The 25,241-nt window shown below is 61.2% G+C and carries 20 protein-coding genes; 9 read left to right on the forward strand and 11 right to left on the reverse strand.

Annotated features, from left to right (window positions below; translation table 11 throughout):
- The 3 genes from R2855_03425 to R2855_03435 all read left to right on the forward strand — a co-directional run.
- Positions 1-2,565, forward strand: a 2,565-nt coding sequence (locus R2855_03425) for a LuxR C-terminal-related transcriptional regulator (protein ID MEZ4530059.1), incomplete at its 5' end; no start/stop codon positions are given.
- 116 nt (positions 2,566-2,681) lie between these two features.
- Positions 2,682-3,071 (forward strand): rhodanese-like domain-containing protein, encoded by a 390-nt coding sequence (locus R2855_03430; GenBank protein MEZ4530060.1) that lies wholly within the window; start codon positions 2,682-2,684, stop codon positions 3,069-3,071.
- A gap of 128 nt (positions 3,072-3,199) precedes the next feature.
- A complete protein-coding gene (locus tag R2855_03435) occupies positions 3,200-3,697 on the forward strand; it encodes a hypothetical protein (protein MEZ4530061.1) in 498 nt (165 codons plus the stop codon).
- Positions 3,698-3,807: 110 nt separating this feature from the next.
- Here the strand turns inward: R2855_03435 and R2855_03440 are convergent, their stop codons facing one another.
- On the reverse strand, positions 3,808-4,164 hold the full coding sequence (locus tag R2855_03440) for a hypothetical protein (protein ID MEZ4530062.1): 357 nt from the start codon (positions 4,162-4,164) through the stop codon (positions 3,808-3,810).
- Between the two features lie 213 nt (positions 4,165-4,377).
- Between R2855_03440 and R2855_03445 the strand changes: the two genes are divergently transcribed.
- Complete coding sequence (locus R2855_03445) at positions 4,378-4,875, forward strand: pyridoxamine 5'-phosphate oxidase family protein (GenBank protein ID MEZ4530063.1); 498 nt, start codon at positions 4,378-4,380, stop codon at positions 4,873-4,875.
- A 138-nt stretch (positions 4,876-5,013) separates the two neighbouring features.
- Here R2855_03445 and R2855_03450 read toward each other — a convergent pair whose 3' ends face one another.
- From R2855_03450 to R2855_03465, 4 genes are all read right to left on the reverse strand, one after another.
- Complete coding sequence (locus R2855_03450) at positions 5,014-5,943, reverse strand: PHB depolymerase family esterase (GenBank protein MEZ4530064.1); 930 nt, start codon at positions 5,941-5,943, stop codon at positions 5,014-5,016.
- Between the two features lie 132 nt (positions 5,944-6,075).
- Positions 6,076-6,669: a YdcF family protein gene (locus tag R2855_03455; GenBank protein ID MEZ4530065.1), complete on the reverse strand. Its 594-nt coding sequence runs from the start codon at positions 6,667-6,669 to the stop codon at positions 6,076-6,078.
- Between the two features lie 183 nt (positions 6,670-6,852).
- Positions 6,853-8,004, reverse strand: coding sequence for an agmatinase family protein (locus tag R2855_03460; GenBank protein ID MEZ4530066.1), 1,152 nt, complete (start codon positions 8,002-8,004; stop codon positions 6,853-6,855).
- Positions 8,005-8,029: 25 nt separating this feature from the next.
- Positions 8,030-9,979: an AMP-binding protein gene (locus R2855_03465; protein MEZ4530067.1), complete on the reverse strand. Its 1,950-nt coding sequence runs from the start codon at positions 9,977-9,979 to the stop codon at positions 8,030-8,032.
- Between the two features lie 324 nt (positions 9,980-10,303).
- Between R2855_03465 and R2855_03470 the strand changes: the two genes are divergently transcribed.
- Positions 10,304-10,978 (forward strand): hypothetical protein, encoded by a 675-nt coding sequence (locus tag R2855_03470; protein MEZ4530068.1) that lies wholly within the window; start codon positions 10,304-10,306, stop codon positions 10,976-10,978.
- On the opposite strand, the gene R2855_03475 is transcribed toward R2855_03470, so the two are convergent.
- Genes R2855_03475 through R2855_03485 form a run of 3 tightly spaced genes read right to left on the reverse strand, consistent with a single transcriptional unit; the run spans position 10,975 to position 13,751 of the window.
- Positions 10,975-11,325, reverse strand: a complete 351-nt coding sequence (locus R2855_03475; GenBank protein MEZ4530069.1) for a hypothetical protein — start codon at positions 11,323-11,325, stop codon at positions 10,975-10,977. The two genes, R2855_03470 and R2855_03475, sit on opposite strands and share 4 nt — an antisense overlap.
- Positions 11,322-12,176 carry a M55 family metallopeptidase gene (locus tag R2855_03480; GenBank protein MEZ4530070.1) on the reverse strand — a complete coding sequence of 285 codons (855 nt, stop codon included), beginning with the start codon at positions 12,174-12,176 and terminating at the stop codon, positions 11,322-11,324. The genes R2855_03475 and R2855_03480 overlap by 4 nt, the downstream gene beginning before the upstream one ends.
- A 9-nt stretch (positions 12,177-12,185) precedes the next feature.
- On the reverse strand, positions 12,186-13,751 hold the full coding sequence (locus tag R2855_03485) for an NAD(P)/FAD-dependent oxidoreductase (protein ID MEZ4530071.1): 1,566 nt from the start codon (positions 13,749-13,751) through the stop codon (positions 12,186-12,188).
- Positions 13,752-13,939: 188 nt separating this feature from the next.
- On the opposite strand from R2855_03485, the gene trpS reads away from it, so the two are divergent.
- Positions 13,940-14,950, forward strand: coding sequence for a tryptophan--tRNA ligase (trpS, locus tag R2855_03490; protein ID MEZ4530072.1), 1,011 nt, complete (start codon positions 13,940-13,942; stop codon positions 14,948-14,950).
- A gap of 35 nt (positions 14,951-14,985) precedes the next feature.
- Here the strand turns inward: trpS and R2855_03495 are convergent, their stop codons facing one another.
- Together R2855_03495 and R2855_03500 are read right to left on the reverse strand one after the other, a co-directional pair.
- Positions 14,986-16,194: an MFS transporter gene (locus tag R2855_03495; GenBank protein MEZ4530073.1), complete on the reverse strand. Its 1,209-nt coding sequence runs from the start codon at positions 16,192-16,194 to the stop codon at positions 14,986-14,988.
- A 30-nt stretch (positions 16,195-16,224) separates the two neighbouring features.
- A complete protein-coding gene (locus R2855_03500; protein MEZ4530074.1) occupies positions 16,225-17,256 on the reverse strand; it encodes an NAD(P)/FAD-dependent oxidoreductase in 1,032 nt (343 codons plus the stop codon).
- A 211-nt stretch (positions 17,257-17,467) separates the two neighbouring features.
- Here R2855_03500 and R2855_03505 point away from each other — a divergent pair, with 211 nt between their 5' ends.
- Positions 17,468-18,682: a PLP-dependent aminotransferase family protein gene (locus tag R2855_03505; protein MEZ4530075.1), complete on the forward strand. Its 1,215-nt coding sequence runs from the start codon at positions 17,468-17,470 to the stop codon at positions 18,680-18,682.
- Positions 18,683-18,891: 209 nt separating this feature from the next.
- Complete coding sequence (locus R2855_03510) at positions 18,892-20,979, forward strand: ATP-binding protein (GenBank protein ID MEZ4530076.1); 2,088 nt, start codon at positions 18,892-18,894, stop codon at positions 20,977-20,979.
- A gap of 133 nt (positions 20,980-21,112) precedes the next feature.
- On the opposite strand, the gene R2855_03515 is transcribed toward R2855_03510, so the two are convergent.
- Entirely contained in the window at positions 21,113-23,191 is a 2,079-nt protein-coding gene (locus tag R2855_03515) for a hypothetical protein (protein MEZ4530077.1), read from the reverse strand.
- A gap of 328 nt (positions 23,192-23,519) precedes the next feature.
- On the opposite strand from R2855_03515, the gene R2855_03520 reads away from it, so the two are divergent.
- Complete coding sequence (locus R2855_03520; GenBank protein MEZ4530078.1) at positions 23,520-25,241, forward strand: ABC transporter substrate-binding protein; 1,722 nt, start codon at positions 23,520-23,522, stop codon at positions 25,239-25,241.

Raw genomic sequence — 25,241 nt, forward strand, 5'->3', positions numbered from 1 at the left:
GACGAGCTATCGCGCCTGTTTGCGTGCGCCTCGGCAGGGGCCGGGCAGGTCGTTCTCCTGGGGGGCGAAGCGGGTTCCGGCAAGACATCGCTCGTCACCGCGCTCGTCGATTCGTTGCCTGCAACGGTCACGGTGCGATCGGTTTCCTGCGACGCAGCGGGGATTCTCGGCCCCCTGGGACCCGTGTTCGACATCGCCGATTCGTTCGGACCCCAGGTTGCCGCTGTGGTGGAGCATGACACCAGCGTCGACCGCATCACGCGGGCAATCCTTGGAGAGCTACGCGGCGAGAGCGAGGCGAACATCCTGGTCGCGGAAGACGTGCACTGGGCCGATCAAGCGACGCTCGACTTGCTGCGCTTTCTCGCCCGGCGACTCGACCGCACCCACACGCTGTTGATTGCCACATTCCGCGATGACTCGCTTGGGCCAGGGCACGAGCTGCGGTTGTTGCTGGGCGAGCTGACGAACCAGGCAAACGTCGCCAGGATTTCCCTGCCACCGCTTTCCCTTGCTGCGGTCTCGGTCATGGCCGAACGATCCGGACTCGATCCCCGCGCCGTCTACGATCTGACCGGCGGCAATCCCTATTTCGTTTCGGAGATCGTCAACGCGCGAAGCGAAACGATTCCCCATTCCATCAGAGAGGTCGTGCTGGCCCGGGCAGCGCGGCTCGACCAGGAAAGCCGCGTGGTGGTCGATCTGGCCGCAATGGTCGGTCCGGTCGTCGACGCTCGGCTCCTGCAGACGATCTGCCAACGAGACATCGCTCCCGATCTGGAACGAGGCATGCATGTGGGCCTGCTGCGTTCCACCTCGGACGGAATCATCTTCCGGCACGCCCTCACACGCGACGTGATCCTTCAGGAGATTTCGGCAGTACGGCAGGTCAGCTTCGCTCAGCGGATCCTGGAAACACTGGAAGCCGATCCGGCACGAGCGTCGAACGTGGCGCTGCTCGCCCACTTTGCGGAACTCGCGGATGATGCAGAAGCCGTGCGCCGGTATGCCATCGCGGCCGCGCGCGCTTCGGCAGAACGAGGCGCGCATCGACAGGCGGTCCTGCAATACGACCGAGCGCTGCGTTTCAGTCAAGGGATGGACGATGCGGAAGTTGCCTCCCTGCTGGAAGCACGCTCATTCGAGTTGCACGTCACCAGTCAGAATGATCGAGCGATCGAGGACATTTCGCGGGCCATCGAGATCCGATCCAGAAGCGGAGACGCTCGCCTGCTCGGCGACGACCTTCGCCGGCGAAGCCGCTATCACTGGATTGCAGCCCGTGGCGACGAAGCGGAAGCAGATGCGTTGGCCGCGCTGGGTGCGCTCGACACCGGGGCAGACTCCGTCGAGTTGGCGATGGCCTACAGCAACCTCGCCCAACTCCGGATGTTGTCCCAATCGTCGGCAGATGCCGTCGAGTTGGGACAGCGCGCGATCGAGATGGCTCGCCATCTCGATGCTCCGCATGTGGTGGTGCACGCCATGACGAATGTCGGCACTGCCCTGATGCAAATGGATGGACCTGGGCTCGAGCTGCTCGAAGAAGCTGCGCGCGAGGCTGCGCGCCTGGGACTGCACGACGACGTCAGCAGGTCGTATACCAATCGCGCCTTCCTCTTGCTGCAGCACCTCGACCTGGAGCGCACGAAAACGCTTGCGCTCGAAGGCATTGCATACACCGACGAGCACGACATCCTCTCTCTGAATCAGTATCTCCGGGCCCTGCATGCGACGGCGCTCATCGAATCCGGCTCCTACGATGCCGCCGAATCGACCCTGGTGCAGCTTTTGGCCATGCCGCTCTTGCTCGCGCCCACCCGCATCGTGACGTTGACCGGTCTTGGGCTCCTCGGAATGCGCCAGGGTGAGAATGTGGATGCAGTTTTGGACGAGGCGCTCGAGTTGGCTCAACAGGCAAATGAGGCGCAGCGGCTCGGGCCGGTCCGTGCCGCCCGGGCCGAAGCGGCCTGGCTGGCCGGAAACCCTGAGACAGCGCTCCACGAGGCGCAACGCGGGATCGACGTCGTTGCTCCGACAGGGGATCGATGGTTGGGCGGCCTTCTCGGTGCGTGGATAGCTCGCGTGGGCGGTGATGTTCGCACGGACATCCCGATGACCGATCCGTTTCGACTCGAAACCGAGGGCAAGTATCTCGAGGCAGCCGACCTTTGGCATGCGCTTGGCCATCCGGTCCAGGAAGCGAGGGCACGCGCCGCAACTGGAGACGTCGACCAGCTTCGGTCGGCTCTGCAAATGCTCCAGTCGATCGACGCGCGCGCCGACGCCGCGCGCGTGTCGAAGCAGCTTCGCCAGTCCGGCGTGAGCAGCGTGCCGAAAGGTCCGCGCGAGCGCACTCGCGAGAATCCAGCCCAGCTTACAGACCGTGAGATGGACGTGCTTCGCCTGCTCGCGACGGGAAAGACGAACCGGGAGATCGGCGAGGCGCTCTTCATCTCTCCGCGAACCTGCGGCCATCATGTCTCCGCGATTCTCGCCAAGCTCGGCGTGCAGTCCCGATCCGACGCGGTGACGGCAGCTCGGTCGCTTGGGTTCGAAAAGTAGGTCACCCCACTCCGAGAAATAGGTCGGCCGGACCGATGTCCCGAACTCCCTCTCTGCGCGAGGATGGAGGTGTCCCAATGTTGGGGACGCAGCGACATCGGAAAGGAAAGTAACCAATGAAAACGAAAGCAACGGCTGCGGAACTGGTGGCTGAGGCTCGGAGCTCGATCGAGAACCTTTCGGTCGAGGAGGTGGTCGCGGAGCGCAAGGGCGGCAATGCTCTGCTGGTGGACATCCGCGAAGCAGAGGAACTGGCGGCGACCGGCATGATCCAGGGCGCGGTCCATGCCCCTCGCGGCATGATCGAGTTCTATGCCGATCCAGCGAGCCCCTATCACCGCAGCGAATTCGATCCCGGCGCACGGGTCATTCTCTATTGCGCGTCGAGTGGCCGTTCGGCGCTCGCGGTCAAGTCATTGCAGGAACTGGGGTACACGAACATCGCGCACCTCGATGGGGGTCTCAAAGCCTGGAAAGCTGCGAGCTTGCCACTGCAGGTCCAGTAGCCCGCAGTATCTGAAACATGCTTTCCTGATCGAGATCCGCACCTGTTCGACCCGGGTCGGGAACAAGAAAACGCACCTAATCGATCAATGTTTGCAAAGAGTTTGCGTGGAAATAAGGAGCAACTACTGTGAGCACGAATCACGAATTCCCTATTGCCCGAATGATGCCTTGGCGCTTGCCGTTGGCCCTGATCATTGGGTTTCTCATAGCGATGAGCGCCTTCGCCGTTCCGGGGGCGCGGGCGGCCGACAACGACACCCAGGTGGCCCTCACGCTGCAGATCCTTTCGCGGGCCTGCGAAATCGAGGGAGGCACCTTCGATTACCACATCTTTCTGAACGAAGATGGCACGATCGACCATATCGCTGGGGCGTGCAGCGTGAAGGGCAGCAAGATATGCACAATCTGGAGTGACGGCGATTTCATCTGTGTCCGAAGCAATCCGGAACAGACGGTCCAGCAACAAGTTGCGCAGCCACAGTCTGCTGGGTCGCAAGCTGCGATGACCGAGGGCCCTGGTACTGAAGCGCCAGTCCAGTCCCAGGGCGACACTGGCGACAAGGTCGAATCGCGAACGACGGGCTCGCCCCCGACACCTGAATCGACGGCGACGGCCGGTCGCTGATCGCCCCGCCAACCGGGCGCCCAAACCAAGTCTCAGCGGCCCAGACGATCGTCTGGGCCGTTTCTGCGACTGCCCGATCCCCGGCGTTTCTATCAGGCAGTTGGATCGCTTCAGGGGTGAAAGACGGCCTGGCGTGCGCAGTAGTCGCAACAGTTCAACTGGAACCGCTCTTCGCAGACGGCATGCGAGGTGTAGCCATTGATGCAGTTGTGGTAAAAGCGGGCTTGATTCCGTGAGTACCAGAACCCGCAACAATACTCGTTCGGCCCACATATGTAGTAGGTCTCGTTCGACGATCCTTTCGAGGATGTCGGGCCGCCATATCCCCTGCGCGCGGCATCCCCGGCTTCATGCGTGACAACTCCAACGGCCACGCCTCCCGCAAGGCCAAGCAGCGTTTTCATTGCCGATCGCCGGTTCTGCTTGCCGATCCGCTTTGCAAGCGCATCGAAGGTCTGTTGATCCATGATTGAACCTTTCATTGGGCACTGCCTTCGCATTGAGGCTTGGGTGCCACGATAGCGTCTATCTCTGGGCACTGAACACCCTACTTTCGGAGGGATCTCGGTTACCCGCGCAATGCCTGGCCGTGCGGATTGGTAGGACAATGTGAAGGCAGGAAAGACATGCTCCGTGCTTGAATTCAAGTTCAGAGGACTGCAGAACGCTGGAGGAACTCCATGAGCGATGAAACCAATCAGGAATGGCGCGGCAAGGTCGGCAAACTCTCGGAGGACGAGGTCAAGGAGTTCCTTTCGACCGACGGGTTGTGTCGGCTCGGCGTGCTCGATGACGAGGGCTGGCCGTATGTGGTGCCGGTCTGGTTTCTCTATCGAGACGGTGGCTTTTATGTCATTCCGCGCGAGCGCTCGGATTGGGCGCGATTCATGGAACGAGACAATCGCGTGTATCTCGATATCGACGAGCCGGGTTCCTTGCGCAAGGTACTGGTCAAAGGCGAAGCCGAACTGATCGAGCTGCCGAATATCGGTGGCAAATGGGTCGAGATCGCCAACGAGATGTCCTACCGCTATCTAGGACCGCACGGACCCGACTACCTGCTTCCGACCCTGAACGAACCGCGCTGGCTCTTCTTCATCCGCCCGGTCACAATGAAGACATGGCAGGGTGTCGACTGGGCGAAGAAATACAAGCATGATGGATGGGGCGTCAGCTAGCACTCCTCGATCTGCAACCAATTCTTTCGGCGAAATCATCGCCGCGGGGAGTGCTGAAAGCGCGTCCTTCGCTGAGGCGCACGCACCCCACGCAGATCGGCTCGCAAATCGCCAGCTTCCTGCAAGAACATCGATCGGCTATGCCGGGGCCTTCGAGAACCGTGAGACGAAATCCCAGATGACCTGGGCGCCGTCGATGGGAGCGCCTTCTGCGGCCGACGGCCAGGAATGTTCCCAGTCCCGAATGATCACTTGCTCGACCTCGCTTCCCCCTTCGCATCCACTCCAGGCTCGCGTGATCGAAGATGGCGTTTCCACCACCGTGGCCGGTCCGGGACAACCATCCAGGCGCACCCATGTATCAACGGCAAAGGATGTGGGTGTGTCGACTCGATCGTACTCCCCGGCAGGGCCGGAGCCTGTGGGCGTGCCGCCCGCAACCGGAACCTTCGTATCGTCCTCGCCGTTCATGATGAGCATGGCGACCGGCGAGACCGGCTGACAAGAATCAGTGTTCAGGGCCCCGGCGTTGGGAGCTGCCGCAGCGATCTTTTCCGAGAGTTCGCATGCAATGCGAAAGGTCATCATCGCTCCGTTGGAATGCCCGGTGATGTAGATACGTGTCGAGTCGGCGTGATAGTCGGCAACGATGCGGTCGATGAGCGCGGAAATGAACGACACGTCGTCGATGTTTTCCTCGTAGGCGTACGCGCAACAGTTGTGTGCATTCCATGTGAGCCGGCGTGGGAATCGTCCAGAGCCGTTCGGGTACACAACGATGAACCCCTCGCGATCGGCAAGCTCGGAGAACCCTGTCGACCGCTCGACCTGTTTGGCGTTGCCGCCTCCGCCATGCAACACGAACAGAACCGGGAACCCCAGTTCTGGTGATCGCCCACCAGGAACATGGACGCGATAGGTTCTCTCGACTCCGCCGACCGTCAGCGTTTGGTCGAACGTCCCTGTCGGCTCGCCCTGGAGACGAGCCGAGGCACTCGTTCCCATTGGTTCCACGAGACCTAGCAACGTGACCATCAGCGCGATGATGAACGAGCTTCGTGCTCGCATGTGACCCTCCCTTGGCCAACGAGAACAGTTCGTCTGGCGACCAGCTGTCCTGCAATCCGACATGTGTCCATTGAACCGAGGGATCGTGAATGCGATGTGAAGAATGCGGGGAGAATTCCCGCTCCGCGACCGCTATCGCTGAAGATGCAGCTTCCACGCGAGTACGCCTAGCGTTTCGCGCACCATATACCGCAACTCAGTGGCCGAACCGTGACTAATGGGGCTCTGCTCGGACGCAACGCCATAGGCGGTGAATCCCGCGTTCTCGGCCAGCATCTTGGAACGGTAGAGGTGGAACCCGTCGCTGACGAGGAGCAGCGTTTCGATCCCCCGCGGCGCGAGGATACGACGCACGCCCTCGAAGCTGGCGGCCGTGTTGTGGCTCACATTTTCCATCAGGATCGCGTCGGCCGGCACACCACGGTCGACCAGGTAGGTCTTGCCAGCTTCGGCTTCGGTGTACTGGTCGCCCAAAATGCGTCCGCCGGTCACGACGATCAACGGGGCATACCCCTGCTGATACAAGTCAAACGCTGTATCGAGCCGTGCCTTGAAGACCTGGGACGGGATTCCATTGAACTGCGCCGCCCCCAGGACCACGATGGCATCGGCTGGGCGCGCCTCGTTTACACGCGACTGGCGGTAGACCGAGGCGAAGACCAGGAACGGAATCAAGAAGATCCCAATCACGATGATTGCCGAGCCAATACCGATCCAGCGCCACAATCCGTGCCGCTTGTCCGGAGCTTCATTTGTCGTGACCGAGGGTGTCGTTCCGGGCCAGGTCGAGAAGGCCTCTGCTCGATTGCTTGTGCCCGAGTGTGAGCTTGGCCTGGTTTGAGAATCTGTCAATTGGGACTCACACTGACGCTGAATCGAAGCGCGCCGGTCCTCGGCCGCGACCGCGAATTATGCCTCCTCTGGCTCTGGCGTGCCGCTTTGGTCTTGACCCCGTTCCGGAAAACGCCGTCCCAGCTTCCCTTCGGTCACGAGCGTTCCCAACACATCGCAAATGACACGTGCGGCCAATAGCGACGTCGTGTCAGCCACATCGTATGGTGGAGAGACCTCGACGACCTCCATGCCACAGAGCCCTTCCCGGGTGACGATCTGCAGGAGTCGCAGCGCCTCCCGCGGGAGGAGGCCACCCGGCTCCGGAGTTCCTGTGCCGGGAGCGAACGCAGGATCGATCGAATCGATGTCGAACGACAGGAAGACGCACGACGCGTTCTTCCATGCGATTTCCAGCGCCATCTCGCCCACACGCTCGAGACCGAACCGGTCGATATCCGTCATCGTGATCGACGTGGCGCCCCGCTCGCGGGCGTTCTTGACACCGTAACGCGAACCATTCCAACCGCCAATGCCGATCTGCACCAGGTTGACCGGCGGCGCGTTCGGAATGTTGGTGGCATGGAAGAACGGGGTTCCGTGCATCCGCTCGTCCATGTTCAACTCGGTCATATCGGTGTGACGATCGAAATGGATGATGCCGATGTTGCCGTCGACATACGGAGCCAACCCACGGATGTCCGGATAGCCAATGGCATGATCGCCACCCATCACGACCGGAAAGGTTGCGTGCTCGTGCAGATAGGCGACGCCCTTGACGATCTGGTCAAAAGACTTTTCGATATTGGCCGGGATGACCGTGATGTCACCGGCATCGACCATATCCAGCGATTCGAGCAGATCGACACCCAACTCGAAGTTGTATCCGGAATAGAGCCCAGAAATGGATCGAATCCCCTCCGGACCAAATCGGGTGCCTGAGCGGTAGGTGGTGCCGGCATCGAGCGGAGCCCCGACGAACACGACATCCGGACTTTCCAGCGCGCGCATATCTTCCTGAAACGGCACGCCCAGAAAGGTGGTGGCAGCGGAGTATTTGCCAGTCAGAATCGGAGCTCGGCCGAAAAGCGGGATCGTACGGTCGGTGATCGACCATGCGGATTCGAGACCGTTCTGCAACGCTTCCTCGATGTACTCGGCTCGTCGCTTGAACGGAATCTCCGCTTCCGCCTGCAGCATCTGGGTACCATGCAACTGATTACGTTTCATCGGCATTCCTCCCCAACCGTTGACCTCAATGTCCTCCCAGCGCTGCAATCTGCTCGACTGCGGCCGGGTTCTCGAGCGAGGTCAAGTCTCCTGTAGGCAAACCAAGATACGCTGCCCGAATCACCCTGCGCATGATTTTCGCGTTACGGGTCTTGGGCAAGTCATCTACGAACAGGACAGTCTTCGGACGCATCGACGCGCCCAGGCGCTGCGCGATCTCCTGCCGAACCGCCTCGGTCAGGTCCGGTGAGCCGGCGAAACCCGGCCGCAAGATCGCGAAAACGATCACGCACTCGCCTTTCAGATCGTCCGGCACACCGATCGCGGCGGCTTCTTGCACGGCCTCGTGCGACACCGCTGCAGATTCGACCTCTGCCGGTCCGATCCGCTTGCCGGCGACCTTTAATGTGTCATCTGACCGGCCGCGAATGTACCAGAACCCGTCGTCGTCGATTTCCGCCCAGTCGCCATGCATCCAGACGCCTGGGAAGCGCGACCAATAGGTTTCCAGATAGCGTTCGTTGTCCTGCCAAAAGCCCCTGGTCATGCCGACCCACGGCTGCCGCACAGCAAGCTCGCCGACCGCGCCACGCACGGGGTCGCCATTGTCGTCGACGACGTCGGCCGCCATACCAGGTACCGGGCCGCTGAACGCGCACGAACGTATCGGCTGCACCGTGACACATCCGACGATGCCTCCGCCGGTTTCGGTACCTCCTGAGTAGTTGATGATCGGCAGCTTACGCTTGCCAATCTGCTCGAAGTACCACTGCCATGGCACCGGGTTCCACGGCTCGCCGGTCGATCCGAGGATGCGCAGTGATGAGAGATCGTGTTGATCGACCCAGTCATTCCCCTGTGCCATCAACGCGCGGATGGCGGTGGGCGCGAGCCCAAGAACATTGACGTCGTGCCGCTCGACGATCTCCCAGAGCCGATCGGGATTGGGATAGTCCGGCGTTCCTTCGAAGATGACGATCGTGGCTCCCAGCAGCAGCCCTCCGCTAATGAGCCATGGCCCCATCATCCAACCAAGATCGGTGAGCCAGAAAATACGCTCGCCGGCATGAAGATCGAACATGTATGCAAGATCGTGCGCTGCCTTGATGGGAAACCCGGCATGCACGTGCACGGCGCCCTTGGGTTTGCCCGTGGTGCCAGAGGTGTAGATGATCATGTAGGGATCGTTCGCCGCGAGCCCTCGCGCTTCGAACGTGGTCGACGCGTTCGCGACCACGTCCCCCCACCAGAGATCCCGGCCCGGTTCCATGCGCGTGGGGCCATGGGTCTGGTCGAAGACGATGCATCGCTCTACCGTTGGGGCGGCTTTCATGGCGGCATCGGCCGTTTCCTTGAGCGGAACGAGCTTCCCACGCCGGTGAAAACCATTGGAGGTGATGAGCAACCGGGCGCCGCAATCCTGCAGACGAGACGCCACCGCTTCGGCTCCATATCCTGAAAACATCGGGATATAGATGGCGCCGATCAGGCCACACGCGAGCACCGCGACCACTGTCTCGGGAATCATGGGGAGGAAGATTCCAACTCGATCGCCCTTGCCAATTCCCAGCCGATCGAGCGCATTGGCGAACCGGCGGGTTTCGTCCCAGAGCTGCCGATAGGTCAGTGAACGAGTGTCGCCGCCGTCGCCTTCCCAGCTGACCGCCAGGTCATCGAGCGCGCCGCGTTCAGCGGCAAGGTGAAAAATGTTCGACACATAGTCGAATCCAGCGCCTGGGAACCACTCCGCCCATTCCTTTCCGCGCGCCATGTCGACCGGTTGGGCAAACCCTGGATCGAAGTGAAAGCCGAGATCCCGCACCGCTGCGTCCCAATAGGCGCCCGGTTCGCTCGCCGACCAATCCTGGAGGCCCTTATATCCATCGACACCGTGTTTGCGTGCAAATGCAAGCAATCGGCTGCGTTGCAGATAGTCTTCGGTCGGAATCCACGTGATCTCGGTTTCAGCAGACATCAGTTCCCGTTCGTTTCGCGGCTTGGCTCGATTCGATTCGCCGCATTCTTGCGCTCTGGCCGCGCGCGGTCAAGGTCGGTACGCAGCGGATAGACTCTGACCAATGGCTGGTTTAGCACCAAGTGGACTGTTATGTCATTTCTCAATCGATTTCGAAAACAACGGACGACGCCGACCGAGCCCGAACCGGTTCAGGTCCCAACACCCGCGTCACGCGCCAAAGGGTTCGTCCCCCCACCTCCGCGACAGGCCCCGGAGCGCAGCCCTGATCCAGGAGTCGAACGCCTGCGACAACGGATCGCTGCGCTCGAGCACGAGATCGAGATGGTGGAGCGTTCCGGCGATCCCGACAGCCCGTACCAGCAACGCCTCGGCATTCTGGCAACCGCGTTGGAATCGATCGAGCAGGAAATCGCCGAGGCGACACCGCTCCAGTCGCGCGATGTTCCGGCGCTCGAGCCGTCTCCGATCACGAATATCGCGGTGGAACTGGAGCCTGTCCCACGGGTGTCGTTCCAGATCGGTGACCAGGTCTTTCGCTATTCGGAAGAAATCGACTGGGCTGAGCGCGGAACTCAGATCGTGCATGGAGACCTCATGGGTGACGGCGTCGACGTGCGTCCGCTCGTGCCCATTGAATTTCCCAGCGATCTTCGCGACGAGCTGGCGGACCATCTGGAACAGTCTTTGTTTGCCTTCGCTACCGACCTGCGCGATCGAAGCATCGACGGGCGCGCGCTCCCCATGAACGTGACCCTGGCCGATCTGGCGGTCCCCTCTCCTGACTGCGGAGACTGGCAACTTTGGGGTGGCATTTCGCTCCGTTGCCTGGAACACGACGCGCGGTTGCGGGAGCTCAACGCCGAACGCGCGCGGCTCCTGACCGAGCGGAGCTCCGATATCGAAGAACGCCAACGACAAGTCGAGGAGCTTCCGATCCAACGGCGACGCCTCAATCAGGCGATCGCGGACCTACAGCAACGCGAAGCTGGCCGCTAGAGATCGTCTGGCAGCCTGGCAAGCCCTGCCGGTTGCATGCGGCCGTCCGCGATCAGCTGGCGAACGCGCGCGCGGTTGCGCTCCGACCAATTGCTCTTTGGTCGCCTCGGAGTGAAGCGCAACGCGCGGAGCTGCTCGTCGACGCGAATACCCTTGTTGTCCACCCATCCGTGGCAGAACCCGACATCGATCAACTCCTCCAACGTGACCGAGAAGTGCGGCGAGGACTTCTTGTGAAAGGCAACCCAATGCTCTGTCTCGGTGGAACCATGATCCCTGAACCATGCGTCGAGCTCATCGGCTGATGCGATGACCGGAATGGATTCAGGCGAAGGATTGGCCATCATGGTGAGATCCGCACGTAGGAGGCTCGCATCACGGCAAGGAACTTCTCCAGGAGATCGAGCCCATCGTCGGCCTGAAACGCAACAGTGCGCGCTCCAGCCCGAGTAACGCCATGAATGCGTTCGGCAGCGTCCGCTCGGGTCTGATGATCGAACTCCAACTCGACTGGCGAACCCGGGGGCAGCACAGCAGGAAGCACCTGGCCAATGAGCGACATCGCTTCGTGCGCTTTTTCCTCGATGAGCGCCTGCGCAGCCCGGGGGTGCATGTTGATCGCTCCGGTTTGCGAAATGCCTTCCTTGATGACCGCTTTCGCCACCGGCTGCTTCAGGAATGCCTCGGTTTGATCGCACGCGGTTTGGTCGCCGGTCACCAGCAGAACCGGCACTCCGAAAGCGCCCGCACAATAGGCAATCAGTCCAAACTCGCCAGTCGATTCCCCAGCAATGCGCAGATCGTTGAGATTCGTGCTCCAGGTGTGTGACAGGGCGGACGAGACGGTGCCGGCTTTGGAGTGAAACCCGGTGAAGAAGACTCCCGCACAGTCGGCATCCATCCCCTGAAGGAAGTTGAGCGGCCCGGCGCCACCGGCAACCAGCAGACATCGCTCGTCGAGCTCGTCGATGAGGATGTTCAGGTTGGCATTGTGATAGTCGTTGACCGTCACCTTGGCCGCTCCGGCGGCAAAGGCGCCCCGGGCAGCCGCGCTCACCTCAGCAGTCATGCGGCGCCGGCAGCGGTCGTACTCGGACTCTTTGTAGGGAGAGCCGCCGGAGGTTTCCGGGGGAGTGACTTGCATCCAGGAAACGACACCGGCCGTTCCCTCCATATCCGCGCAAATGTGGATCTTCATGCTCGCCACCTATCGAACATCGCTGAAGCGGGCGATGATTTCCTGGGCTGCATTGTGACCAGGAGCGCCCATCACGCATCCGCCGGGCCATGCGCCCGAACCGCAAAGGAAGAGCCCCTGGATCGGGCCCTCGTACGAACTCGAACCAGGTACCGGGCGCATATCGAAGGCCTGCTCGGGAACGAGCTCGCCATGGAAAATGTGTCCGCCTGTCAGCCCAAACCGGGCTTCCAGATCGGGTGGCGCCAACACCTGCATCCCAACGATCTGATCCGGGATATTGGGCGCATACTCGGCAAACTCGCGGATGACGTGATTGGCGATTTCATCGCGCCGGTCGTCCCAGGAACCGTCGGCCAGCTTGTACGGGAAATACTGCGTGAAGATCGAGATCGTGTGCTTGCCGGGAGGAGCGACTGACGGATCGACGGCAGACTGCATGTGTATGTTCATGAACGGCTTTTCTGATGGCCGTCCTTGCCGCGCATCCTCATACGCTTTCTGCATGTAGTCGATCGTGGGAGCGATGAACAGTCCGCCGGTGCTGCCGTCGCGCTGCTTCTGAGCGTCGTCACCGAGCGCCTTGAACCAGGGCAGCTCATTGACCGCCATATTGATCTTCATGACCGGGCTCTCGATCTTGATCGACTCGATCGCCTTTCGGTAGTCGGCCGGAACATCAGCGCTGTCGAGCAACGTGAGATAGGTTCGTTTTGGATCGGCGTTCGACAGGACGATATTGGCCTCGATCTCTTCCCCACTCGTGAGCGCGACCCCTGTGGCCCGGCCATCCTTAACGATGATCTGCTCGACATCGGCTCCGAGGCGAATCTCAGCCCCTCGCCGTTCCGCGATGCGCGAGAGCGCTTGCGTGATCGACCCCATCGCGCCCCTCACGTAGGTCCAGCGGCCGCGATGCCCAGTCGCCATGCCCATGGAGTGAAAGAGCTTCACGTAGCCAGTGCCGGTGTCACGCGGACCACGGAAGGTGCCGATCAATCCGGACGCGGCCACCACCGCTTGCATCTGAGGGCTTTCGAAGAAGTACTCGGCGATATCAGCAGCGGACCCCAGATAGAACTTCTGGAAGATCAGCGCTTCTTCCGGAGTCGAAAACTGCGCAGCAACCTCGGACCAGCTCGGCGGCCGGCGCAAGATGTACCGATCCATCACCTCGCATGCTTTTTCGAGCATGGCGTCGTAGTGATCGTAGGCGTCGGCGTCCTTGGGCGAGATCTTGCGGATGTCGTCCAGCCACCTGTCGTGATCGTTCCAATACGAGAGGGTCGAACCGTCCGGGAAGGGCGCGAAAAAGCGAGGATTCCGCTCCAGGAACACGAGCCCCTCATCGAGCAGGCGCAGCTCCTCGATCAGCTTGCGGGGCATGAGCGAGAGAACGTACGAGCCAGTGGAAAACGTGAAGCCAGGAACGTACTCCTCCGAAACCGCTGCGCCGCCAATTTTCGAGTAGCGCTCCAACACGAGCGTGCTGATTCCCGCTTCGGCCAGATAGCAGGCCGCGACAAGCCCATTGTGTCCGCCGCCCACGATGACTGCGTCGTATCGTTTCGCCACGCGATCCCTCCCCTATTGCGCCTGCTCATCCATCGACCAGCATCGCAAACTGGTCGAGTTGGACGATCGTTGTTCCGTCGATGGCCGGATCATAGCACCGAGAGATTCGGTTACCACCGGTATAATCCCGTCGCCGCGCAACGTGGCATCAACAGTTGGCAACTAGCACGAGAGTGATTCTTCAGCGCATGGCAGGACGACGCAAGCGGGTCTTTTCTGGAATCCAGCCCTCCGGTGTGAGCCATATTGGGAACTATCTGGGCGCGATTCGGAACTGGGTATCCCAGCAAGAGACCTACGACAACATTTTCTGCATCGTGAATCTGCATGCGCTCACGTTGCCGACCGAGCCAGATTCGTTGCACGCCAACACGATCACCATGGCCAACACGCTGCTCGCCGCGGGCATCGACCCAAACGACTCGATCTTGTTCGTTCAGGGCGATGTACGTGAACACTCAGAGCTTTGCTGGCTGCTGAATTCTGTGGCGACCTACGGCGAACTTCGTCGTATGACGCAATTCAAGGACAAGGCCGGCAGCGCGGAAGAGTCGGTTTCGGCAGCGCTTTTCGACTATCCCGTGCTGCAGGTGGCCGACATCATCCTGTACGACGCCGACCTGGTGCCCGTGGGTGAGGATCAGCGCCAGCACATCGAGCTTGCTCGCGACGTTGCGCAGCGGTTCAATCGGCGATATGGCGACACATTCGTCGTGCCTGCCCCGGATATCAAGACCAGTGGCGCGCGCATCATGTCACTCGAGGATCCGACCAAGAAGATGAGCAAGAGCGCCGGATCAGCAGGCAGCTACATCGCGCTCACCGACACCGATGCGGAGATCACAAAGAAGATCAAACGAGCGGTGACCGACTCTGGCTCCGAGGTTCGCGCCGCCGAAGACAAACCGGCGCTCACCAACCTGCTCGGCATCTATTCATTGCTGAGCAACGAGCCTGTAGCCGAGATCGAGGACCGCTATGCCGGCAAGGGCTATGGCGCGTTCAAGACCGACCTCGCAACGATCGTGGTCGACGCGGTTCGGCCAATTCGGGAAAAGCTGCTCGAGCTGGAAGCGAACCCGGACTATGCGATTGGTGTGCTTGCCGACGGAGCCGATCGCGCGCGGTCGTACGCGGTCCCGAAGATGGCAATCGTCCGCGAACGCATGGGGTTGACCGGGCACACAGTCTCGAAGTAGGCCCGAGCCGCTCCGGTTCTCAACGGGTCTTTGCGCTACGACAGCTCCAACGGACCGGAACCGGAACTGCGATTCTCACGCACCGCAAACGACGCGAGGAGAATACCGACTCCGCAGGCGGCGACGCAAGCCAGTGTCACCCTCGTCGACGCAACCGACGAGAACAGGCCGCCAAGCAATGGCGCAGCCGCCAAACCGATATATCCGCCCAGCAATGTGAGTCCTGACGCGGCGCCAGGTGCGTTCGGCCAGGCCTTGCCGGCCAGACTCAGGCCGCTGGGGCCAACACCTGCCAAACCGAATCCGGCAACGAACGCCCCAAGGAGCGCCACTATGGCCGGTCCGCCGGCGATCACCAGCACTCCGCCAACAATCGTCAGCATCCCTTGCAGCTGAAAGCTCGGTTTCAGTCCCAGCCTGTTGACGACCGGGCCATTCACGAGTCGCCCGATCATCAGCGCGACGCCGTAACACGTAACCGCCAGTGCTCCGGTGCTTCCCGAGAAGCCACGTTCGTCGCGCAGGTAAATGGCAACCCACTCGGCAATGAGCACCTCGCCGGCAAACGAGAGTCCAGTCACGATCGCGGCAAGCCGAATGACAGGATCACGAAACCCTGAGAGTGAAACCGCCTCGCCCTCGCCGCTGCCTGCCTGCGCGAGCCGATCCTTGAAACCCACCAGCGCCGGCGAGAGCACGATCACCAGCGAGATGCCGATGATGATCAGATAGACGCTCTTGAAGCCGTAACCTGCCGAGAAGAGCACGGCGGTCATTCCTGCGCCCAGCACCGCCCCGGCGCTGTACCCGGCATGCAGAGGGCTCATGACGTGTTTCCTGGCGACGCGTTCGGCGTCCATCGCAAGCGCATTCGCGCTGAGATCGATGATGGCGAACGAGAACCCACGAACCAGCATCAATACGGCAAACACGAGAAATGCGCGCGGGGCGTACATGAATCCCGCCGCAACGATCAAAAACCCCACACCGGCCGCAACCAGCAGCGGGATCTTGCCAAAGCGGGCAGTGACCTTTCCGCCGAAAACCAGCAGCGGCAACGACAGGATGATCCCAAGACCGGCCAGCAAGCCGAACCAGCCGTCAGATACGCCAAACGCATCCAGTACATCGGGCCAGGTTGCGCCACCGGAACCCGCCATGATGCCAAGTCCGGTCAGCGCGATTGCGATAACGATCAGAATCGAACTCAGGTGGCGCTTCTCGGACTCTTGGGTTGTCGTCACCTTCGGTACCGCCAATGGCGTCGCGCCGACCTAGCTCGCCGCGTCGCGCGCTGCCATGATGTTGGTCGAATGACCAGGATCGAGCCGCGATCCGGGATCATTGTGGACGACAGCGTGATTCACTGCCGTCACCGCCTCGGCGGCGCCAGTCGCGATCAGGCGGAACTTGGCTGGATACCAACAAACGTCTCCGGCCGCGAACACGCCCGGGATGCTGGTTTGCATCGACACGATGTCGACCACGATCTGGTTCTTCTGTAGTTCGAAACCCCACGACTTGAGCGGGCCAAGGTCGGCCAGGAACCCGACGGCGACGATGAGTTCGTCGGCCTCGATCGTCGCGATTTCGCCGTCGCCGTTCTTGAAACTGACCTCAGCCAGGCGGCCATGCTCGCCCGCCTTGACTTCGGTGACTTCGCACTTCGGGAAGTGAAGATCGACCGAGGACGCATGCAGCTCTTGCACACTCGATTCGTGCGCGCGGAACTGGGACCGGTGAATCACGGTCACTTTCTTCGCGATTGGCTCCAATGTAAGCGCCCAGTCGACCGCAGAGTCCCCTCCACCGACGATGACCACCTTCTTGTCCCGGAAATCCTCGACGCGCTTGGCGAAGTAGTGGATGCCCTTGCCAGTCAACTCTTCGACGCCCGGAGCCTCCAAACGCTTCGGCTCGAACGCGCCCACGCCGCCTGCGATGATGACCGACTTGCTATGCCGCACGGCTTTGCTGGTGGTCAGTTCCAGGATGCCATCGTCCAGGCGCTTCAAATCGAGCACCTGCTCGCTGAGACGAACGTCCGGCTCGTCCCGCATCGCCTGCAGGTACATCTGCTCGACAAAATCCTTGGCCAGGATCTTGGGAAACCCGGCCACGTCATAGATGTACTTCTCCGGATAGATGGCGGTCAGCGCGCCGCCGGGTTCTTCCAGTGAGTCGATGATTTGCGTGCGCGCTTTCCGCATGCCCGCGTAGAAGGCTGCAAAGAGCCCTGTCGGTCCGGCGCCGATGATCGTAATGTCGTAAACATCGCGCTCAGCGCCGTTGGTCGATGTGGTCATCGTGAATGGAACCGCCCTTGATGTGAAGCTGAAAGGCATCGCTGCTTCGAACGAAAGGGATTCTAGCATCCAAAACTGACGATTTCGGTCCGAATTCGTTCTTCTTGTGCGCGTTGGCCGAATGGCGATCCCGTGAAACGCCTGCGGTTGCGCGGCCCGTACAATTCGACGGTTCGGAACGATAGTCCAGGGGGCAAACACAGCAATGGTCATGACGGAAAAGCAGGCACTCGACGGGCTCTACTCCAGGCGAGGGCGAAATGTCTCGCCTCCACGTGTTGGGGATCCTTCGAAGTCCGCGAACATGATCTCCTTCATCTACGGATTCCCCGACCCGGACTCCCTGCCGGCTGCCTCTGTAGCGGATGCGGCGGTGAAAGCGCTCGATGCCAACGGGAAATGGGCGCTGCAATATGGCGCGACCATGGGTGTTAAGCCACTGGTCGATGTGCTCATCGAGAAGCTCGAGCGCGATCAGGGAATCGTGGCAAAACCAGAAAACGTAATGATCACTGCCGGTGGTTCACAGGCAGTGGGGCTCATCATCGACCTGTTCGTCGATTGGGACGACACGGTCTTGATGGAAGCTCCCACCTGGATGGGCTTTATCTGGGCACTCAAGAACGTTGGCGCGAAGCAGATCGCGATTCCCATGCAGAACGATGGCATGGACATGGATGCGCTGCGTGCGACGCTCGAATCGCTCCGTGCCGACGGTGTGACGCCCAAGATGATCTACGTCATCCCGAACTTCCAGAACCCGACTGGAATATCGATGTCGCTCGAAAAGCGGAAAGAGCTGATCGAACTTGCGCATGAATTCGGCACCATCATTTTCGAAGACGACGCGTATCACGATCTTCGCTTCTCGGGCGAGAAGATTCCATCGATCTATGCCCTGGATCCGTATGGACTCACCATCTACACGGCCACCTTCTCGAAGACGATGGGCGCGGGCATGCGGCTTGGCTGGTTGGTGGCCCCGAAAGAAGTCATCGATCACCTCGGCGTGCTCAAGGTCGATGGCGGGACGAACATCTTCGGTTCCTATGTGGCAGCCGAGTGGATTCCAGCGAACCTGTCCGATCACCTCGTGACCTTGCGGGAGATCTATCACCGGCGCAAGCTCCTCATGCTGGACGCGCTCGAAAAACACATGCCAGAAGGGACCACCTGGACGGATCCCGAAGGCGGTTTCTTTGTGTGGGTCACCCTGCCAGAAGGGATCGACACGTTGGAGCTCCTGCCTCGGGCTCGTGAGATGGGCATCGAATATATGCCGGGCGGGAGTTGCTACCCGGGCGAGGGAGGCGAGAACCAACTGCGCCTCTCCTACTCATTCGCCAGTGACGACAAGATCGAACCCGGTATCGAGATCCTGGGCACGTTGGTCAAGGGCGAACTGCTGGAGTCGACATCCCGGTAGCGTCGCGTTCCGCAGCCTCGGCTGCGTACGTATACTGTTCGTGACGGTCACAGTCGGTCGAACGCGCCCCGCACTCGGGTGGGGAAAACGTATCGATCCGAGCTGTGACCCGCGAGCAGATGCCCGGCAACGATCAATCGCCACCGCCTGTAAGTACCACCCCTGATCGCCGCCCTGCCGGCGCACTGTTCGACCGTGCGCGGTCGCGCATGGCGGGGGTCCCTGGCAGGCTCCGCAACGCATCCGGACGATCGCGGCGGATCGACTCGACACTCGCCGACCTCCCATGGCGCATTGTCATTGGATTGTTGCTGGCTGGATTGCCGATCGCGCTCTTGGCATTGATCGCCGGTGACTGGAGCGTCTCACAGGCCGGGATTGTGGCACTGGCGTTGATCGCGCTGTCGGCGTATCTCGCGGACTGGGTGGGCGGACTGTCGGCGCTGGCGATCTCGTTCCTATTGCTCGATCTGCTCTTTGTCGACACCCGCACGGGCATGGCGCGTCCGGCCGCTCGCGAAGATCGTGTCTCGCTGTTGGTCTTTTCGCTTGCCGCTTTGCTCATCATCTGGCTGGTGCAACGCGTCAAGGCGGAAGGCACCGAGGACCGTCAGTCCGCCATTGCGGCGCGATCGGCGGCGACGGCGCTTTCTGCAATCGAGACGATTGCCGGCACCCAACAACGGCTCTCATATCCGGAACGAAAGCAGATCTACGACGCCATCGTGCACAACGTGGTTGGGCTGAACCGCGCACATGCGGGAGCGTTGATGCTGAGTGTGCCCGGCACCGACGATTTCTTGCCCGACGCGACATATGGGTTCGGCGCGGATGCGCAAGACACACTACGACTTGAGGGCGAACGCGAGGGGATCGTGCACCGCATTGGGGTCGAGCGTCGCCCACTCCAGGTGTATGACCTACGCGGTTCGGCTACGAGCGAGCTCCGGGCGACTCCGGTCCGGTCGCTCCTGGGTGCGCCGATCTTGTCGCCGGACGATCGTATTCTCGGTGTCTTGATGATCGGGCTCTTCGTCCCGCACCGCTATTCGAATGCCGAGGTCAAGAAGCTCGAAGCCTATGCGTCCCAGGTCGCGGGTATTCTGGAAACGATGAGCGCGACCGGCGAGCGCGAGTTCGAGTTACAGCAAGCGCGGGACGAGCAACGCCGGCTGGAGCGCGTGATTGCCGCCATACCCGAAGCAGTGATCGTGGTCGCTCCCGATCGTTCAGTGGTGGCGACCAACGCCGTGGCGGACGAACTGTTCATCCATGGGATCGAGCAGGATTTTTCGCGCCATCTGCTTGCACCCGATGGAGAGCCGTTCAGCGACGAGGAACTGCCGATTCAGCGCGCCATGGAATCGGGGGAAACGGTCGAAGGCATCGAGTTGGCGATCGACCGGGGAGACGGGCACCTCCGCCCGCTGTTGGCCAGCGCCGCTCCGATCATGGACCAGGCGGGGAAGGTGACCGCAGTCGTCGGCGCCTTCCGGGACATCACGACGCTCAAGGAGGCCGCCCGCATCAAGGACGAGTTCGTGTCGGTGGTGTCGCATGAGTTGCGGTCTCCATTGACCCCCATACGTGGTTACGTCCAGTTGGTGGCACGAGAACTGGCACGAGAAGGAAATCATGAGCTGCACGTCAAGCGGCTGAACTCGATCGACGCGCACGTGGTGCGGTTGGCAAGGCTGGTCGACGATCTGCTCGATGTTTCACGCCTGCGTGCCGGATCGCTGGAAATTCGGCCCATTCCCTCCGATCTCGTCGAACTGACGAAGGATGCTGTTTTCGTACGGTCCGAAGGAGAAAATGCAACGCGCATCGAGTTCGTGCCAAAACGGGCATCGATTTCCGGCGAATGGGACCCCGATCGAATCCTCCAGGTCGTCGACAACCTGGTCGGAAATGCGCTCAAGTACAGCCCTCCGAGCGGAAGCGTGACCGTCACGGTGGATGTACTCGACGGGCGGGCCATGATCTCGGTTGCCGACGAGGGCCCGGGGATTCCTGAATCTGACCGGCAGGACATTTTCGGAGCGTTTTTCCGAACCGAGGACGCCACCAGCAGTCAAGCTCCGGGTCTTGGGCTGGGACTCTACATTTGCCGCGAACTCGTGCGGGCCCACGATGGAACCATCGAAGTCGACGAGGCCCCCGGCGGTGGCGCGGAGTTCCGTGTGCTGCTTCCGATGACCGAGGCGTCTGACGCGCCAATCACCCCGGTGCAGCTCGAGTTGTCACCAGAGTTGATCGACACTGCCACCGCGGTCGAAATCAGTGCGGGGTCGTAGGCAGCGCTCTCGGCGCACGGCACCTTGTCAGTCTGCGGCCAGGGCAGCGACTCGCAGCGAAAAGCACGAGCGTCACACATTGGCGACCGTACGCGAGTTTGTCGCCAGCCGCGTGACCGCGCAAACGCGAATGTCAGCGATAGCGGACTCGGCTGTTGGACGGGCGTCGGGTCGGTATCAGCTTTGGCTTGCGTCGCGCCAGGCCACGAGAGATGAGCAGGCCCGCTGACGCCAACGCCACCAAACCCAGACCTCCGATGAGGAATGGGCTGATCGACGACGTCGACGCCGCCGCGTTGTTCTGCGGAACTCCAACCACAAAGCGCGCCAGCCCATCGATCTCAGTGGAGATGCTGCCTGCATCCGAATCGGTTACTGGCATGAGCTTGAGCGAACTGCCCTCGACCCGATAGATGCGTGCGTTCTCTGACATCGACGCCGACTGCAGCGCAATGGTGAGCAGCGCCGGGGACTGCAACGAGCCGGCTTGCCCATCCGCCGCACTGAAGGCAACGTCGAACGCTGTGCCGGGCACCGCAGCGATCCCGGCCACTTGCGGAACAACCTTGTCATCCACAGGTTTGATCATGACGGTGGTCTGGTCGGCGAGGCAGTCCTCCGGCACGATCACCGTAGCTCCGAATGGCGATCGCAAGGTGCCCCCTTGCGTGCCGAGCGTGATGGCGTACATGCCATCCGCGCCAGACGCTGGCCCCAGCTTCGAGTCGGGCGACTCGCTGAGCGATTGAGCTGACGTCGACACCGGTGTGCGGACTTCGGCCGCCACCGCATCGTCTTCGTCGTCCTCCGACGCACGCTCATCGACCAGGCCGTAGTCGGGTCCGTTGGCCTCTGGTCCGCCCGAAGCGTCTCCCGCAAAGCCAATCGGATTGGCGATCACCTGCGAAACGACCTCGCTATTTGCCTCCGAGATACCGGTGCCGTCACCGTGCGCCTGTCCGGTTTCGCTCGGGGCAGGAGCTCCCAGATCACCGGAGCCGCTCTTCCCAACGACCTCGATGGAGCACGAATCGATCTCGTTGCCGGTCGAGTCGTAAACCGACATGGTCGCCGTCCCCACCTCTTCCGGCGCCATCCAGATCAGCGCGATGGTCGCTCCCGGGCCAAGACCGCCGGAGATAGTCGATCCGCCGTCCATGTAGGGCTGGAAGTCGGTGTTCGGTGTCTCGATTGGCCAGTAGCCAGAGGAGGACGTCACCGAAACTCCACCCGAACCTGACAGGGCGACTCTGGCCTCCATCGACGCGGAGGCCGTCGCGGGACACTGAAGATCGGTAACTGTGTTGGCCGCCGCCTGTGCCGCAACCCCGTGGACGGTAGTCGTCGCCTCGGAAAGGAGCTTGTCGTCCGACATGCGGTAGGCCCCAAACGTGACAGTCAAGTCTCCCTCGGTGGTTGGAGCCTGCCAATCGACGGTCGTCCCGGCAGCCATCGCGATCCCGGTGTCCCCCGTCGCCAGGAAGTAACCGTCGCTTGCAACGAGGTAAACCTCTCCGCTGCCGTCGAGCCCGATGCTGGCGATCTCTGAGCTCGCCACGGTGGAAGGAACGCCGATCGCGGACACGGAGATTCCGTCGGACGGCTCCACCGTCGGAGATGCACCGGCCGCCGGCCCCTCTTCCTCTACTTCTCCGCCGGATTCGGGAATGACGAGGGAGGAGAGCGAGTTGGCGATGCCCATCGTCGTGTCGCCGGTCATGTTGTGGCTCTCGACCGTATAGACGACAGCCCCGACTTGCCAATAGACCAGATCGTAGATCGGGGTCACATCATGCCAGGCCGGATACCCCATGACCGAATCGTTCTGCTCGAGCTGCACGTTGCGGTCGTAGTACGAGAATGCCGGGATCTCGCCCCAAGCAGTGCCGGTGATGCGCAGATACGTCGGCGGTGCGCCGGGAATTAGCCAATAGAGGCTGTAGTAGCCATCGCTCGCCTGGACTTCCGGTTCCCCCGAGAAGGGCGCCGGCACGTAGCTCGGCACCAGGACATCGATGCCGATCGCCAGGCGAATTGCCGTCTCAAAGGTCATCCAATCCGGCAACTGTTTCGCGCTCTCGACTGCGCGTGGAGATTGGCCAGGCGCGGCCCCCGCTGGATGGAGGAAGACCGAAAGCGCGAACGCAACGACCGCGATCACGCCCACGATATGCGGGAACTTCCTGCCCATGCCGGGCATTCGATACTTCATCTCGTGGTCCCACCCAGTCGGGATCTTCGGACCATGGCTCCTTTGATGTGAAGAATTCGGCATGAATGCTTCCGGCAGTCCCGAATCGACTCCGGCAAGGCGCATTCCTGCACCCTACAGGGTACCACCCCGACCTGAAGCCGACGACCGATCAGCGGTTGTGATGCTGCGCCCGATCCGTGACGTTTCCTTGATGAGGAATCGGGATGGGCAGTATATTCGTGCGAACCTTCACAAGAACTCACCGGCTCGAAGATTCGCGTCGCATGGAAGTGGCATTGGGGGACATGCCGTCCGTGGAGGCCAACTGCATCCTAGGAGTGATCTCGTGACTGACAAAGAGAAAGCAGCATTCTTTCGCCATGCGCTGAACGGCCGAATGGACCGTCGCCAGGTCATCGATACCGGCCTCAGGCTTGGTATTGCGACACCGCTGCTCACAGCGCTGGCGGCGATGCCAGCTGTGGCGAAAGCGGCGCCCGGCCAACGTCCAACAGCAAAGGCCATCAAGGGGCAGGAAATCGACTCGGGAACCTTGACCGTCGTCTTCGAAGGTGGGACGAACGATATCGATCCGCATTCGTCGTACACGACGCTTGGTTCCATGGTCTGCCTGGCGTGTTACGAAATGCTTGTCCAGTACAAGGGCGACAGCACATTTGAATACGCCCCTATGCTGGCCGACTCGTGGGAAATCAGCGCCGACCTCTCGACCTATACATTCACGCTGCCCGAGAACGTGCTCTTCCAGGATGGCACGGTTTGCGATGCCGAGGCCGTGAAGAAGTCGTTCACGCGCTTCCGGCAGATGGAGCGTGGCCCGTATATCGTGATCGCGCGCTTCGTCGACGATCCGGAGACGCAAATCGAAGTGGTCGACCCGGTGACGATTCGGTTCAACCTGGGCAAACCGCAGCCGCTCTTCCTGGCCGCGATGGCGTCGTCGTTCGGACCCTTCATCGTCAGTCCGACGGCCTGGGAAGAGAATGCGACCGACGACGATCCGTTCGCGCACGAATGGTTCAGCTACAACGCAGCGGGAACTGGCCCTTACCGACTCGTCGAGAATACGCTCAACGAAGGCGTGACCCTCGAGAAGTACGAGGACTATCACCGGGGATGGGAAGGGAACCATTTCTCCGAGGTCTTCATCCGCAACGTTCCAGAATCGGCCACTCGGCGCCAACTCATGGAACAAGGCGAGGCCGATGTCACGACGTATAACTTGCTGGCGTCCGATGTCGAGGAGCTCCAGAAAGACGAGTCGCTCAACGTTCAGATCTACGACTCGACCCGCGTCAATTGGGCGATCCTGAACGTCCCGGTGCTCAAAACGGTCGAGGCGCGCCAGGGATTGTGCTATGCCTTCCCCTACCAGGAGAACATCGATTCGATCAACAAGGGGCTGATGAAGCGTTCCGGCCCGATCCCTTCGACGATGCGAGGATATGACCCGGATGCTTTCCTCTTCCCGACCGACCTCGATAAGGCCAAGGAACTCCTGATCGCTGGCGGCTTCCAGGAAGGCGACTCGTTCGAGTACATGGTCACGTCGAGCACCGCCGACGACAAGACCACCGCCCAGCTTTTCCAGGCGAATCTCAATCAGATCGGTTTCGACCTGAACATCACCGAGGTCGATCTGGCCACCTATGACGACATGATCTATGGCGCGATGCCCGCGGAAGAACGCCCATCGATCATGGGCGGTTGGGCCTGGTGGCCAGACTACAACGATCCCTGGAACCAGCTTGCCCCGAACTTCCTCGCCTCAGCGATGAATGGCAATGGAGCCAACGGAGGCGGTTATGTCAATGAACGCTTCGAAGAGCTGATGGCGCAGGCCGAGAACTTCACCGTCGAGGAAGAGCTGGATACCCTCATGAAGGAAATCCAGCAGATTCTGATCGAGGACGATCCTGCCGCCATCTTCTACGGAGAAACGCGGTACTACACCATCCTGCAGAAGAACATCGGAGGGTTCGTTCCAAATCCGCTCTATCTGGGCACCTATCTCTTCTACGACATGTACCGTGAGGAGGAGGCGTAG

The organism is Thermomicrobiales bacterium (assembly GCA_041390825.1).
GTDB lineage: Bacteria > Chloroflexota > Chloroflexia > Thermomicrobiales > UBA6265 > JAMLHN01.

Coding starts and splice junctions, on each gene's coding strand:
- R2855_03510 (MEZ4530076.1), top strand. CDS start 18,892: ATGGCGGGGGTCCCTGGCAGGCTCCGCAACGCATCCGGACGATCGCGG.
- R2855_03480 (MEZ4530070.1), bottom strand. CDS start 12,176: ATGAAGATCCACATTTGCGCGGATATGGAGGGAACGGCCGGTGTCGTT.
- R2855_03440 (MEZ4530062.1), bottom strand. CDS start 4,164: ATGGATCAACAGACCTTCGATGCGCTTGCAAAGCGGATCGGCAAGCAG.
- trpS (MEZ4530072.1), top strand. CDS start 13,940: ATGGCAGGACGACGCAAGCGGGTCTTTTCTGGAATCCAGCCCTCCGGT.
- R2855_03465 (MEZ4530067.1), bottom strand. CDS start 9,979: ATGTCTGCTGAAACCGAGATCACGTGGATTCCGACCGAAGACTATCTG.
- R2855_03460 (MEZ4530066.1), bottom strand. CDS start 8,004: ATGAAACGTAATCAGTTGCATGGTACCCAGATGCTGCAGGCGGAAGCG.
- R2855_03505 (MEZ4530075.1), top strand. CDS start 17,468: ATGACGGAAAAGCAGGCACTCGACGGGCTCTACTCCAGGCGAGGGCGA.
- R2855_03470 (MEZ4530068.1), top strand. CDS start 10,304: ATGGTGGAGCGTTCCGGCGATCCCGACAGCCCGTACCAGCAACGCCTC.
- R2855_03430 (MEZ4530060.1), top strand. CDS start 2,682: ATGAAAACGAAAGCAACGGCTGCGGAACTGGTGGCTGAGGCTCGGAGC.
- R2855_03475 (MEZ4530069.1), bottom strand. CDS start 11,325: ATGATGGCCAATCCTTCGCCTGAATCCATTCCGGTCATCGCATCAGCC.
- R2855_03445 (MEZ4530063.1), top strand. CDS start 4,378: ATGAGCGATGAAACCAATCAGGAATGGCGCGGCAAGGTCGGCAAACTC.
- R2855_03500 (MEZ4530074.1), bottom strand. CDS start 17,256: ATGACCACATCGACCAACGGCGCTGAGCGCGATGTTTACGACATTACG.
- R2855_03450 (MEZ4530064.1), bottom strand. CDS start 5,943: ATGCGAGCACGAAGCTCGTTCATCATCGCGCTGATGGTCACGTTGCTA.
- R2855_03515 (MEZ4530077.1), bottom strand. CDS start 23,191: ATGAAGTATCGAATGCCCGGCATGGGCAGGAAGTTCCCGCATATCGTG.